The sequence below is a fragment of the Tritonibacter litoralis genome (genome assembly GCF_009496005.1).
GTDB lineage: Bacteria > Pseudomonadota > Alphaproteobacteria > Rhodobacterales > Rhodobacteraceae > Epibacterium > Epibacterium litoralis.
In genome coordinates, this window is sequence record NZ_WIBF01000011.1 from 66976 (window position 1) to 79813 (window position 12838).

The 12838-nt window shown below is 56.7% G+C and carries 12 protein-coding genes; 7 read left to right on the forward strand and 5 right to left on the reverse strand.

Annotated features, from left to right (window positions below):
• The first annotated feature begins 21 nt into the window (after positions 1-21).
• Both gmd and fcl read left to right on the forward strand, forming a co-directional pair.
• A complete protein-coding gene (gene gmd / locus GFB49_RS15930) occupies positions 22-1143 on the forward strand; it encodes a GDP-mannose 4,6-dehydratase (RefSeq protein ID WP_153216924.1) in 1122 nt (373 codons plus the stop codon).
• On the forward strand, positions 1091-2122 hold the full coding sequence (fcl, locus tag GFB49_RS15935; RefSeq protein ID WP_153216925.1) for a GDP-L-fucose synthase: 1032 nt from the start codon (positions 1091-1093) through the stop codon (positions 2120-2122). Before gmd ends, fcl begins: the two co-directional genes overlap by 53 nt.
• Before the next feature lie 126 nt (positions 2123-2248).
• On the opposite strand, the gene GFB49_RS15940 is transcribed toward fcl, so the two are convergent.
• The 3 genes from GFB49_RS15940 to GFB49_RS15950 all read right to left on the reverse strand — a co-directional run bounded on the left by GFB49_RS15940 (position 2249) and on the right by GFB49_RS15950 (position 5365).
• Positions 2249-3382 (reverse strand): class I SAM-dependent methyltransferase, encoded by a 1134-nt coding sequence (locus GFB49_RS15940; RefSeq protein ID WP_246149761.1) that lies wholly within the window; start codon positions 3380-3382, stop codon positions 2249-2251.
• A 259-nt stretch (positions 3383-3641) separates the two neighbouring features.
• Positions 3642-4457: a CE1 family esterase gene (locus tag GFB49_RS15945; protein ID WP_153216926.1), complete on the reverse strand. Its 816-nt coding sequence runs from the start codon at positions 4455-4457 to the stop codon at positions 3642-3644.
• Between the two features lie 143 nt (positions 4458-4600).
• The gene (locus GFB49_RS15950) at positions 4601-5365 is read right to left on the reverse strand and encodes an alpha/beta fold hydrolase (protein ID WP_153216927.1); all 765 of its coding nucleotides are present in this window, start codon (positions 5363-5365) and stop codon (positions 4601-4603) included.
• A 141-nt stretch (positions 5366-5506) separates the two neighbouring features.
• On the opposite strand from GFB49_RS15950, the gene GFB49_RS15955 reads away from it, so the two are divergent.
• Positions 5507-5872: a hypothetical protein gene (locus GFB49_RS15955; RefSeq protein ID WP_343032604.1), complete on the forward strand. Its 366-nt coding sequence runs from the start codon at positions 5507-5509 to the stop codon at positions 5870-5872.
• A gap of 227 nt (positions 5873-6099) precedes the next feature.
• Here the strand turns inward: GFB49_RS15955 and GFB49_RS15960 are convergent, their stop codons facing one another.
• Positions 6100-6975: a DUF817 domain-containing protein gene (locus GFB49_RS15960; RefSeq protein WP_246149758.1), complete on the reverse strand. Its 876-nt coding sequence runs from the start codon at positions 6973-6975 to the stop codon at positions 6100-6102.
• A gap of 101 nt (positions 6976-7076) precedes the next feature.
• Positions 7077-8369 (reverse strand): serine hydroxymethyltransferase, encoded by a 1293-nt coding sequence (glyA, locus tag GFB49_RS15965; RefSeq protein ID WP_153216928.1) that lies wholly within the window; start codon positions 8367-8369, stop codon positions 7077-7079.
• Positions 8370-8555: 186 nt separating this feature from the next.
• On the opposite strand from glyA, the gene GFB49_RS15970 reads away from it, so the two are divergent.
• The 4 genes from GFB49_RS15970 to GFB49_RS15985 all read left to right on the forward strand — a co-directional run bounded on the left by GFB49_RS15970 (position 8556) and on the right by GFB49_RS15985 (position 12809).
• Entirely contained in the window at positions 8556-9311 is a 756-nt protein-coding gene (locus tag GFB49_RS15970; protein ID WP_343032605.1) for an NAD kinase, read from the forward strand.
• Positions 9312-9680: 369 nt separating this feature from the next.
• A complete protein-coding gene (locus GFB49_RS15975; protein ID WP_153216929.1) occupies positions 9681-10646 on the forward strand; it encodes an ABC transporter substrate-binding protein in 966 nt (321 codons plus the stop codon).
• Positions 10647-10718: 72 nt separating this feature from the next.
• The gene (locus GFB49_RS15980) at positions 10719-11747 is read left to right on the forward strand and encodes an ABC transporter permease (protein ID WP_153216930.1); all 1029 of its coding nucleotides are present in this window, start codon (positions 10719-10721) and stop codon (positions 11745-11747) included.
• Positions 11748-11759: 12 nt separating this feature from the next.
• Positions 11760-12809 (forward strand): quaternary amine ABC transporter ATP-binding protein, encoded by a 1050-nt coding sequence (locus GFB49_RS15985; RefSeq protein ID WP_153216931.1) that lies wholly within the window; start codon positions 11760-11762, stop codon positions 12807-12809.
• Positions 12810-12838 lie beyond the last annotated feature (29 nt).

Below are 12838 nucleotides of genomic sequence, written 5' to 3' on the forward strand. Positions count from 1 at the left end.
TCGACAGCACATGAGGATATTATGGTCAAACGTGCACTTGTAACTGGCATCACCGGACAAGACGGCTCTTATCTGGCAGAGTTTCTTCTGAACAAAGGCTATGAGGTGCATGGCATCAAGCGCCGCGCCTCCTCCTTTAACACTGACCGCGTGGATCATATCTACCAGGATCCGCATGTCGATAATGCGCGTTTCAACCTGCATTACGGCGACCTGACGGATACCTCCAATCTGACACGGATCATCCGTGAGGTGGAGCCGGATGAGGTTTATAACCTGGGCGCTCAGTCTCACGTCGCGGTTTCCTTTGAGGCTCCGGAATACACGGCGGACGTGGATGCCATCGGTACGCTGCGGTTGCTGGAGGCGATCCGGTTCCTAGGGATGGAGAAAACGACGCGGTTCTATCAGGCCTCGACATCGGAACTTTATGGTCTGGTGCAGGAAACCCCGCAAAAAGAGACCACACCTTTCTATCCGCGGTCTCCCTATGCGGTGGCCAAGATGTATGCCTATTGGATCACCGTGAACTACCGCGAGGCCTATGGCATGTACGCCTGCAATGGCATCTTGTTCAATCACGAAAGCCCGCGCCGTGGCGAGACCTTTGTGACTCGCAAGATCACTCGTGGCCTTGCAAATATCGCGCAGGGTCTCGAGCCTTGTATCTACATGGGCAATATTGACGCATTGCGGGATTGGGGACATGCCAAGGACTATGTCCGGATGCAGTGGATGATGCTGCAGCAACATGAGGCCGAGGATTTTGTCATCGCAACCGGCGTTCAATACTCCGTGCGCCAGTTCATTGTCTGGGCGGCTGCAGAGCTGGGGCTGACGTTGGAATTTGTCGGCACCGGCCTTGATGAGATTGCGGTTGTGGCAGACATCAACGGGAACAAGGCGCCTGGGCTCAAGGTTGGCGATGTGGTTATGCGCATTGACCCAAGGTATTTCCGCCCCTCCGAAGTTGAGACGCTGCTGGGAGATCCGACCAAGGCCAAAGACCGGTTGGGGTGGGTCCCGGAAATCTCAACTCAGGAGATGTGCGCCGAAATGGTGCGCGAAGATCTCAAAGTCGCAAAACGCCATGCTTTGCTCAAAGAACACGGTATGGATATTCCGGTGTGTTGCGAAGGTTAATCGGGTGAAAGTCTTTATTGCGGGTCACGGTGGAATGGTCGGCGGCGCAATCCTGCGTCGTCTACAAGCGCGATGTGCAGAGGGGCAGCAGCTTGAGCTGATTACCCGTGATCGGACCAGTTTGGATCTGACCAATCAGGCCGCTGTTCACGCGTTTTTGGAAATGACACGTCCGGATCAGGTGATCCTGGCCGCCGCGCGCGTGGGCGGCATTGTCGCCAACAACGCCTATCCGGCCCCGTTCATCTATGAAAACCTGATGATCCAATGCAATGTCATCCACGCGGCCTATGAAGCGGGTGTCAAGCGGCTGTTGCAGCTTGGCTCCAGTTGCATCTACCCCCGCGCGGCCGCGCAGCCGATCTCTGAAGCCGCGCTGTTGACGGGTCCGCTTGAGCCCACAAACGAACCCTATGCAATTGCCAAAATCGCTGGGATCAAGCTGTGCGAAAGCTACAATCGACAATATGGTGTCGACTATCGCTCGGTGATGCCCACAAACCTTTATGGACCCGGTGACAACTTCCATCCCGAGCATTCGCATGTTTTGCCTGCCTTGATCCGAAATTTCCACACGGCGGTGACGTCAGAGGCGCGCAGCGTGACCATTTGGGGGTCGGGCCGCCCGATGCGCGAATTTATGCATGTGGATGACATGGCCGAGGCGGCGCTTTTTGTGATGGACCTCCCGCAGGAGATTTATCAGCGTGAGACGGAACCAATGCTGTCGCATATTAACGTCGGCTGTGGCGAAGAGATCTCGATCCTGGATCTGGCCCGATTGGTGGCCAAAGTTGTCGGTTTTGAAGGGGAGATCTTGACTGATCTCAGCCGCCCGGATGGGACCGCGCGCAAATTGATGGATGTTTCAAGGCTGCAAAAGCTGGGGTGGACGGCAAACATCAAGCTTGAGGCCGGAATTCGGCAGACCTATGCGTGGTACCTTGAACAAGATGAAAACGGCCTGCGCTCCAAATAACCTTCTTTTTCCCAAACGTGCATCGGCAAATTTCGCACGGCTCAGCTGTCTGGTCGTGGCTTTTTTCTGAAACAGATCATGTGACGCCGCCAATCTGGTTTGTGATCTCAGATGGCGGCGCGTGGTTTAATGGACCGGGGGCGTTTGCGCAGGCATTTCGGCTGCGGGCCATTGGGGTTGGGAGGGTGCCAACCCGCCATGCTGTGTCCGCTGCCAATCTGGCGACATCCACAGCGCTTTTGGGTCCGCGGCTTGTGTGCGTTCCGGGTGGATCGACAGGCTCAGCTGGGCGGAATCATGCTGCGCGGTGATCTCGACGCTTTGACCCGCAGACACCAGACGTGGTTGATCCAGCAGATACGCGTTGCACCCCCAATGACCGTCCGAGGCCAGACCGCTTTTGACCCGCACACCGGGAGCCAGATCCATTTCAAAGCTGACCAAAACCGCATGGGCGACCCCAGTGTTGGTGGATTTCAACGCAGCGCTGACGTGGCCATGGGCCAGAGAGGGGCGCATGAAGTTAAAGTCAAACAGATCAATTGCGGATCCCAATGGTTTGAACTCATAGTGCAAAAGATCGTTTGGCGTGATCTGTGCGACATTGGCCAGATGGTGAAAGGCGCGCAGGTCAAACCCTTCGGCCTGGGGTGGCTGCCATTGATTGGCCAATTGGTCGCTTTGCACCAATTGGGCCTGCAGCGTGCCGGATTCAGGCACCGCGCGCGCGCCGGGTTTGGCCAATGCGCCCATGGCATGGGTCAGCGTGGCCATTGCCCCTTCGCCCAAAAGCACGGTATCCACAATCTCGGACACAACCACATCGGCAGGTTCTGGCATGTCCTGACCGATCACAATCTCATGTGACCATTTGGAAATGACCGTGATCCGATCACTCAGCCCGTTTTGTGCAATCACCTGTCTGGCTGCCGCCGCGATCAGGGGCTGTTGTTCACAGGTATAGACGTGTTTTGCCCCCGCGCGCGCCGCCAGCATCGCGGTCAGACCTGCGCCGCAGCCGATGTCCAAGACGATGTCGCCGGGGCGCACGGTTGCGGCAATGGCCCTTGCATAGGCCTGATTGCGTTCGGTATCGGCCAGCATCGGAAAGTGCCAGCGCGGCACAAAGGTCTGAAACAGTTTTTCGCGCAGCAGCAGCGCTTCGTGGTGATGCGGATCTGCGGCCAAGGCCTGCGACAACAGCGCGGCGGTTTTCATCCCACCATCGCCCAGCGACAGGGCCTTTGCCTGTTCGACCAGTTCGTTTGCGGCGGCTGTATCTGACGGCTCTACGGCTGTGAAAGTTGGGAAGTCCGGAGCGGGCTGCGGCCCCAGTTGTGTAGGTTTTTCGAACAACTTTAAAATGTCCTCATTTGAAGCAAATTCAGTTAAATTGCATCATCCGCAGCAGGCTCTAAGAAACCGTAAAGCCGGGGTGGATCAAATGAGTTGGATACAGGCGGCGCGGACAATCAGAGCTGCAAACGCATCTGCAGCTCTGACACGTAAAGGGCAGGGATCAGAGCTTGCCTTTCGCGCCCAGATGGGTCCAAGCCGATTTCAGGTATTCCGCTTTGAAACTGTGACCACCATCAAAGGTGCAGAAATCCAGGATATCGCCTGTGGCATTGGCCTTGGTCTCGCAGGCCAAGCCCCCCAGTTTTGTCGCACCGGTATCCGCAAAATCCCCATAGGCGCTGTACATGGCCAAAACGCCCGAGACACTGCCCTGATGGGTGTCCAAAACCTTGCGACCCTCCAGCGGGACAATCTTGTCAGTGGTGCCGTGAATGTGAATGACACTGGCCGGGGGCGTGTCGCAGGTCAGGGGTTCGGGCTGCCAGAAGGTGCCGGACATGGGCACAAAACCTGCATAATCTTCGCTGCGGTGACAGGCGAGGTTCCAGACCATCATGGCCCCTGCTGAAAAGCCGGTCAGCATCAGCTGGGTGTCATCAATGGGAAATTTCGTGGCCACATCTGCGCGCATCGCGTCATAATAGGCCAGCTCATCCACGTTGGGATCTGTCTCGCTGGAGGGGGCGCCGGGGATGGACCAGTCGTTTTTGGCCGATTTGGTGGCGATCAGGGCCACTCCCAGCTCATCCGCCAGACCGGTCAGATTGCTGTTGTTCATGGCCCCTTTGGCGGTGCCTTTGTAGCCATGGGTAAAGACAATTGCGCCAATCTTTTGTGTGCCGTCATGCCCTGCGGGCATATAAATCCGATAGTGACGATCGCCGATCTTGCAATCGCTGTCTGCGCCGCAGGCGCTGGCGGTGCTGGCAGCGGCCAAGGTGATAAATGCGGCGATTGCAGCTGTTTTTGTGACCATTTGAAACCCTTTCGTCCCTTCAAAATACCAAGGCTGCCTGCAAGGCGCGGGCAGCCACGAAGGTCGCGAAAGTAGTCTCGTGCCTGTTGTAACAGGTCAATTCACCTTACTGTGGGCAAATGTGTCAGCCTGGGATCTGTGGCTCAGGATGCGGTCAGGAACATCCGCGCGGCCGCTTCAAACTCACGCGGCTTTTCCGCGTGAAGCCAATGGCCTGCGCCGGGGATTTTGGCGAATTTGGCGTTTGGAAACAGGGATTTGATCCGGGGGCGGTGTTCAGGTTGGACATAGTCCGAATTGGCACCGGACAAGAACAGGGCAGGTCCGCTCCATTGTCCGCTCACAGCGTCTGGGAAGGACAGAACCTTGGGCATTTCGGCTTCCAGCGTGTCCAGGTTCAAACGCCAGCGTTTGTTTGGGATATCCAGCGACTGGGTGAAAAAGCTTTGAAGAGCTGGATCCACCCCTGCGGCAGACAGCTGCGCCTCAGCGTCCGAGCGGCGCTCCAATGTAGCAAGATCCACGGTGCGCATGGCGGTGATGAATTGGATCTGGCTGTGGCTGTAGGCCACAGGCGCAATATCCGCCACCAGCAAGCGCCGTACCAGTTCCGGGTGTTGGAGCGCCAATGTCATGGCGGCCTTGCCACCCATGGAATGGCCCAAGACATCCATCTGCCCACCATGGGCCTGGATCACCTCAGCCAGATCAGCGGCCAGTTCCGGGTAGCTGTGTGTGGCGGTCCAGGGGCTGAACCCGTGATTGCGTTGATCCACGGCAATCACCTGACGCGTATCCGACAGGCGTTTGGCAATGACACCCCAGTTGCGGGCCGATCCATAAAGGCCGTGTACAATCAAAAGGGGCGGTTGGTCGGTGGCGGAGCCGTGGGAGATGGTGTTCAGCATAAGGCGGTGATAGCGGCGAATGATCTGATGGACCAGACTTTTTCAAAGAGCTTATTGGGTCGGTTGATGTCATCGGTGATTGAGGGCGGCTGCGCCACTTGTTACGATGGATCGGGTAAAAGGGATACGGGGACGCACAACGTGGCACGAGATTTAGCGGCCGAAATTGAGGACCTCCATAAAATGCTGCGGGCTCGCGAAGGTGGGCGTGGGGATTTTGCGGGTGTTCTGAAGAAACGGCGGCGCAGCCTGCCGCGGCGGGTTTATCGCCAAGGGTTGCAGCTGGCTGCAGCAGAGCCGATCCTGCGACATCCACATCTGCAGATGACGGTGGACGAGGTCCCGCTGTGGCGCGCCGCAAAAGAGCTCAGAGATCATTTGGAGAGCATCGACGTGGCAGACCGGCGCTGGGGACGGGTTCTGGATGTTTTGGGGTCGATGGGATTTGCGGTTCTGGTGGTGATTGGACTGTTGATCTTTGTCCTGCGACTGCGTGGATTTATCTGAACGCTGCCTGGGGCGTGGTGCGCGGAGCAAGTGCTCCCGCCCCTTTTTGATTTTCAAAGAAAATCGGCAAAGCGTTGGGCCAGGCACCGAGCGTTGCGCGGTGCGGGTGCGTCACACCAGAGGTGGTTCTTGCCTAAACAGTTGTAACGGATCGCTGGCGCATCGCAGCCCCAAAGGGGCTGCGATGCGTGGCCCAAGGCCTTTGACTTTGCATCTTTGATGCAAGGTCAGGGCGCGGGAGTGCTTTGCTTCGGCACTGTGCGCTTCGGAGCGATGAGCGCTTCTCGGAAGACCAGGGTAACCGTGGCAAAACTGACGTAGAGCAAAAGATACCAGGATCCCATCTTGGCTAGGCTGACCCATGTCTCAACCGTTTGTCCCGTGTAAAGCCAGGTGCGAGTGCTGGTCCCAACGTTCTCAGCCAACCACAGGAAAAAACTGGACAAAAAGGCCGCGACAGGCAGCGGCATCCAATAGGTCTGCGCCCCCACGCTGAACCAGATACGCGTGCGCAGGTAGAGGATCACAGTTGCAGCAAACAGGAGCAAGCGGAGATCTGGCAGGAAGTGATGCGCGAAAAAGTTTCCATAGATCGCGCAGGCGAGCAATATTGTGGCCCAATACGGCGGGTAGGGGGCAAAGCGCATATTAAAAAGCCGGATCACCCGGGCAATGAAGGAGCCGACCGAGGCATACATAAACCCTGAAAACAGGGGCACCTCCCAGAGTTTGATGACACCGTCTCCCGGATAGGCCCATGATCCCATGTGGACTTTGAAGATCTCCATCACTGTCCCCGTGAGGTGAAACAGCAGGATCACCCGCGCTTCGCGCCAACTCTCCATGCCGGTGGTCAGCAGGAAGGCTTGCAATAGGAGCGCATAGATCAACAGCGCGTCATAGCGGGCGACACGCCAGCTGTCCTGCCAAATCCAGTCTGTCACAATCAGCCCGCCAAGCAGAAGGATACCAAATATGGCGGCCCAGCCCTGCTTGAGGACAAACATGACAAACTCCGCAAGATAAAACGGCAGATGGGCGCGCATCCAGTCGCCCAGACTGCGTTCCAGGCGTTCGGTACGGTTTAAATTTTCTGTCGTCATCAAAGTTCTCGAAATACGGTTAGATCTGTCCGTGTAGCATAGAAAAACCGCCGCCCTTGAAAAGGGCGACGGTTAAAACGGGTTCTCAAAAAACGGTGCGTTTAGAGGTTCGGGTAGAGCGGGAAACGACCGCAGAGCGCTGCCACTTTGCCGCGAACTGCGGCTTCGACTTCGGCGTTGCCTTCTTCGCCATTTGCGGCCAGACCATCGACAACTTCGACAATCAGACGGGCGATTTCGCGGAACTCCTCTTCGCCAAAGCCACGGGTGGTGCCGGCCGGGGTGCCCAGGCGGATGCCAGAGGTCACGGTCGGCTTTTCCGGATCAAACGGGATGCCGTTTTTGTTGGTGGTGATATGCGCACGGCCCAGAGCCTTGTCGACGATATTGCCGGTCACTTTCTTGGGACGCAGGTCCACCAGCATCACATGGGTGTCGGTGCCGCCGGTGACGATGTCCAGACCACCCTTCATCAGCTCATCCGCCAGTGCAACCGCATTGGCGCGCACTTGCTTTTGATACTCTTTGAACTCAGGCTTTAACGCTTCGCCAAAGGCTGCGGCTTTACCTGCAATCACATGCATCAGCGGACCGCCCTGGATGCCGGGGAAGATCGCAGAGTTGATCTTTTTCGCCAGATCCGGGTTGTTGGTCAGGATCATGCCGCCGCGCGGGCCGCGTAGGGTCTTGTGCGTGGTGGTGGTGGCCACATCCGCATAAGGGAAGGGCGAAGGGTGTTCACTGGCGGCAACCAGACCGGCAAAATGCGCCATGTCGACCATCAGATAAGCGCCAACGCTGTCGGCGATCTCGCGGAACTTGGCAAAATCGATCTGACGCGGGATCGCGGAACCACCGGCGATGATCAGCTTGGGCTGATGTTCGGTGGCCAGCGCCTGCACCTCATCATAATCGATCAGGTTGTCTTGTTTGCGCACACCGTACTGAACGGCGTTGAACCACTTGCCGGACTGGTTCGGCGCGGCACCGTGAGTCAGGTGGCCACCAGAGGCCAGGTTCATACCAAGGATAGTATCGCCCGGCTTGATCATGGCTTGGAACGCACCTTGGTTGGCTTGTGAACCTGAGTTCGGCTGAACGTTGGCGAATTCACAGCCAAACAGCTCTTTGGCGCGGTCGATGGCCAGGTTTTCGGCAACGTCCACATATTGACAGCCACCATAGTAGCGACGGCCTGGGTAACCTTCAGCGTATTTATTGGTCAGCACAGAGCCCTGTGCTTCCATCACGGCGGCTGAAACGATGTTTTCCGACGCAATCAGTTCGATCTCGTCGCGCTGGCGGCCAAGCTCATTGGTGATGGCGCCAAAAAGGTCCGGGTCGCGCTCGGACAGGGATTGGGTAAAGAAACCGGGATCACGTGTTGTGGTCATGTTCGCTCCGTGTGGCTGGAGAATGAAAGTGAGAAGTTTCCTATAGGAAACATCACGAGTTTGGAAGAATGTAAAGCGACTAATTGGCATTTCCCAGCGACTTCGCAGCGCGGTGGCTGGTCTTCTGGGAAAAGCTGTGATTGTTTTGGAACCAAACGTGTCACACCGGAAACAGAGGTCTGTCCTGTGAAAATTGCCTTTTTGGCCAGCCGCGCCCCCGTTGCACAAACCGCACGGGCCGCATTAATCGGGCGTTACGGTGATTCTCGCCCCGAAGATGCGGATGTGGTGGTGGCCCTCGGTGGTGATGGCTTTATGCTGGAAACCCTGCAGGAAATTCTGGATCTGGATGTGCCGGTTTACGGTATGAACCGCGGCACCATCGGGTTTTTGATGAACGAATACAACGAAAGCGGCCTGGTGGAACGGCTGGAAGCGGCCGAGCAGGAAATCGTGCACCCGTTGTCGATGCGTGCGGTCTGCCGCAACGGCGAAGAGCATCATGCCCTGGCGATCAACGAAGTATCCCTGCTGCGATCTGGTCCGCAGGCGGCCAAGTTGAAGATCCTGGTCGATGGCCGTCAACGTCTGGAAGAACTGGTCTGTGACGGGGCGTTGGTGGCGACGCCTGCAGGCTCGACCGCCTATAATTATTCCGCCCATGGGCCGATCCTTCCCATCGGCGCAGATGTTCTGGCGTTGACGCCAATTGCAGCCTTTCGCCCGCGCCGCTGGCGTGGTGCCTTGTTGCCAAGTGAGGCGTGTGTGCGGTTCGAAGTGCAAGAAGCCGATAAACGACCCGTCATGGCACATGCCGATTCGGAATCTTTTCCGGATGTGGATTGGGTGGAAATCAAATCAGAACGCCACGTGACCCATCGGATCCTGTTCGATCCAGGCCATGGACTTGAAGAACGTTTGATAACTGAACAATTTGCCTGACGCAAATTGGGGCCAACCTGTCGCATATTCTGTGGTGCATACCTCAGGCAGTGGTGCACCTTAGAGTCATGAAAACGAGATGCTACCTCCTAATTCCGCATCGCCTTCTTCACAGGCATGTGTGACGTACTGTGCTGCCAAATTTGCGGTTGTACAAATGCGACCAATATGTTCCGTTTGCGTCACGAACTGTTTAGTGTGTCAAAGTAGTGGGGCACGCCATAGGAGGCGGTCGTCTTTGATTAGACGAGACCATCAGCGCCCAATCCTTGGGTGTAATTTGCCTGATAAATCTGTGCATGAGGTGCAGTTTGCTGGCGGATAAAAACTAGATTGGCCCGTTCCGACAACAGGAGAGATAAGGAAGATATGAAGTATAAAATTGCAGCAACCGCTTGTGCCATTGTTCTGCCAGGGTTTGCCATGGCAAGCGACTGCGGCGAGGTGTCGATCACGGATATGAACTGGGCTTCTTCGGCCATCGTAACCGAGATCTCGACATTCCTGTTGACCCATGGTTACGGTTGCGATGTGACCCGTGTGCCCTCTGACACCGTGCCTGCGGTAACCTCGCTGTCGGAGAACGGCGAGCCGGACATTGTGACCGAGATGTGGACCAATGGCGGTGGCGAAGCTTACAAAAAACTGGTTGAGCAAGGCCGTGTCAAAGAGCTGACCGCGGTTTTGGAACCAGGCGGTGTTGAAGGCTGGTGGATCCCGACCTATCTGGCGGACGCTCATCCTGAGCTGAAGACCATTGAAGGTGTTCTGGCGAACCCTGAGCTGGTTGGCGGACGCTTCAACAATTGCCCCGAAGGCTGGGGCTGCCGTATCCTGAACGACAACCTGACCCGTGCTTTGGGTGTCGAGGAATCCGGTATCGAAGTCTTTGATCACGGTTCTGGTGAAACTCTGGCGGCGTCCATCGCTGCGGCCTATGACGCGCAAGAGCCATGGTTTGGCTACTACTGGGCACCCACCAAGGTTATGGGCAAATACAACATGACCAAGGTTGAACTGGGCCCGGTTGATCCCGAAGCGCACCACCGCAACCAGACCAAGGACCGTGACGCACCGGAAATCTCTGACTTCCCACCGTCGCCTGTTTGGACCGTTGTGACCAACGAGTTTGAAGCAGAGCACCCTGAGCTGGCGGCTCTGATGAGCAACGTCAAATTCACAGCTGACGAGATGTCCACCATCCTGGCATGGCAGGATGAAAACAACGCCTCTGCCGAAGAAGCTGCTGTGAACTTCTTGATCAACAACAAATCCGTTTGGGCGGATTGGCTGAACGACGACGCCAAGTCGAACCTCGCGCAGATCTTGAACTAATCAAACACATGATGAACGCCCGCCCGATAACCCGGTGCGGGCGTTTGTTTTAGCTCGCGCGAAGGATAGGATATGGCAAGCTACGATTTTCTCTTTGACACAATTGGTCTGCGGGGCTGGTGTGATGCTGGCTCAAGCGCTGCGCCACTTTCGATGGCAGATCTTTTGGCCCAAGGTGGCAAGGCAAAGGAGGCGTCGATCTGGGATTTGCCGTTTCCCTCGATGGATGTTTTAAACGAGGCCTGTAGTGCGTTCCCGAAGTCTCGGGAACTGACTAAAGGGCTCGAAGACGGTTTTCTGGCGATCAAAGATGTGCTGAAATTTGTCCTGGACCCGGTGACACAACCGCTCAGCTGGCTGCTGGATGGGGCCTTGTTTGCGGCGCAGTCCGTGCCGTGGTGGATCATTATGCCACTGTTGTTCCTGCTGACATTCAGCGTGACCAAGTCGTTGAAACTGGTGGGCTTTGTGGCGGCGTCGCTGCTCGCACTCGCCTTTATCGACCATTATACATATGCGGTTGAAACGCTGGCGATTATCTTTGTCTGTGCCTTTATATGTGTGGCCTTAGGGGTTCCCATCGGCATCGCGATGTCGCGTTCTGACAGGCTGCAAAAATCCCTTCTGCCCGTTTTGGACATGCTGCAGACGCTGCCGACCTTTGTTTATCTGATCCCGCTGATCTTCCTGTTCAGCGTCACGGAAAGCAAACTTTATGGCATCGCGATCATTCTGTACGCCATTGTGCCGGTGGTACGTCTGACCGATCTGGGGATCCGCCTTGTTGACAAAGAGGTACTGGAAGCCGCGCAGGCCTTTGGCATGACGCCGCGCCAGAAACTGTTGCAGGTTCAGATTCCGCTGGCCCTGCCAAACATTATGGCTGGCATCAACCAGACCATCATGATGAGCCTTGCGATGGTTGTGATTGCCTCGCTGGTATCCGCTCCGGGTCTGGGTGTTCTGGTTCTGCGTGGTATTCGAAACCTTGAACTGGGCGTGGGTCTGGTTGCGGGTCTTGGCATCGTGCTTCTGGCTGTGATCCTGGACCGTGTGACCAAAACCGCCGTGGCGCGCGTCAATGCCGCCCAGCAGCACTAAGGAGAGCGGAAAATGACTAACAATGTGATGGTTTCAATCCGCAACCTGTACAAGATCTTTGGCTCAGCCTCCGAAGAGATGATGACGCATGTGCATGCGGGCATGGGCAAGGAAGAGCTGCTGGATGTACACGGCCATGTTCTGGGTTTGCAGAACATCAATGTGGACATGAAAGAGGGTGAGATCACCGTTATCATGGGTCTGTCGGGGTCGGGGAAATCCACTCTGATCCGGCACGTGAACCGGTTGATTGACCCCACAGCAGGTGAAGTTCTGATCCAGGGTGAAAACGTCCTGGATCTGGGCGAGGAAGAGCTGCGCAAGATGCGTCGCACCCAGATGTCGATGGTGTTCCAGCATTTCGCGCTGCTGCCGCACCGGACGGTTCTGGAAAACGTGGCTCTGGCTCCGATCGTGCGGGGAGAGGATGCGAAATCCTACCGCCAAGAGGCGATCAAATGGCTGGCGCGTGTGGGCCTTGCCGGGTTTGAAGACCGCTTCCCGCATCAACTGTCCGGCGGCATGCAGCAGCGTGTGGGGATTGCCCGCGCGTTGACGTCAAACGCGCCGATTATGTTGATGGACGAAGCCTTCTCAGCTTTGGACCCGCTGATCCGGACCGATATGCAGAACCTTCTGTTAGAGCTGCAAAAGGAACTGGCCAAGACCATCATCTTTATCAGCCACGATCTGGATGAAGCGCTGAAACTGGCCGATCACCTGGTGATCCTGAAAGACGGTAAAGTGGTCCAGCAGGGTGAGCCTCAGCATATTCTGCTGCACCCCGAGGATGACTATATCGTCGACTTCATCTCGGACATTAACCGCGCGCGGGTTCTGCGGGCACGCTCCATTATGGCACCGATCAATGGTGAGGCTGTTGCGGGCGACGTAGATCAGGAAACCACGTTGGAAGAAATCATCGCCCTGAGCGGTGGCGACACCAACGCGGCCTATCGCGTGACCAACGGCGGCGGCGCGCCAGTTGGTGTGGTCCATATGAACGCGCTGGTGCAGGCCCTGGTGCCCACCAGCGCGTCCGAAAGCAAACGCGCGCTGTAAAACGCGCCGTGGTGGAGGGCGCTTAGCCC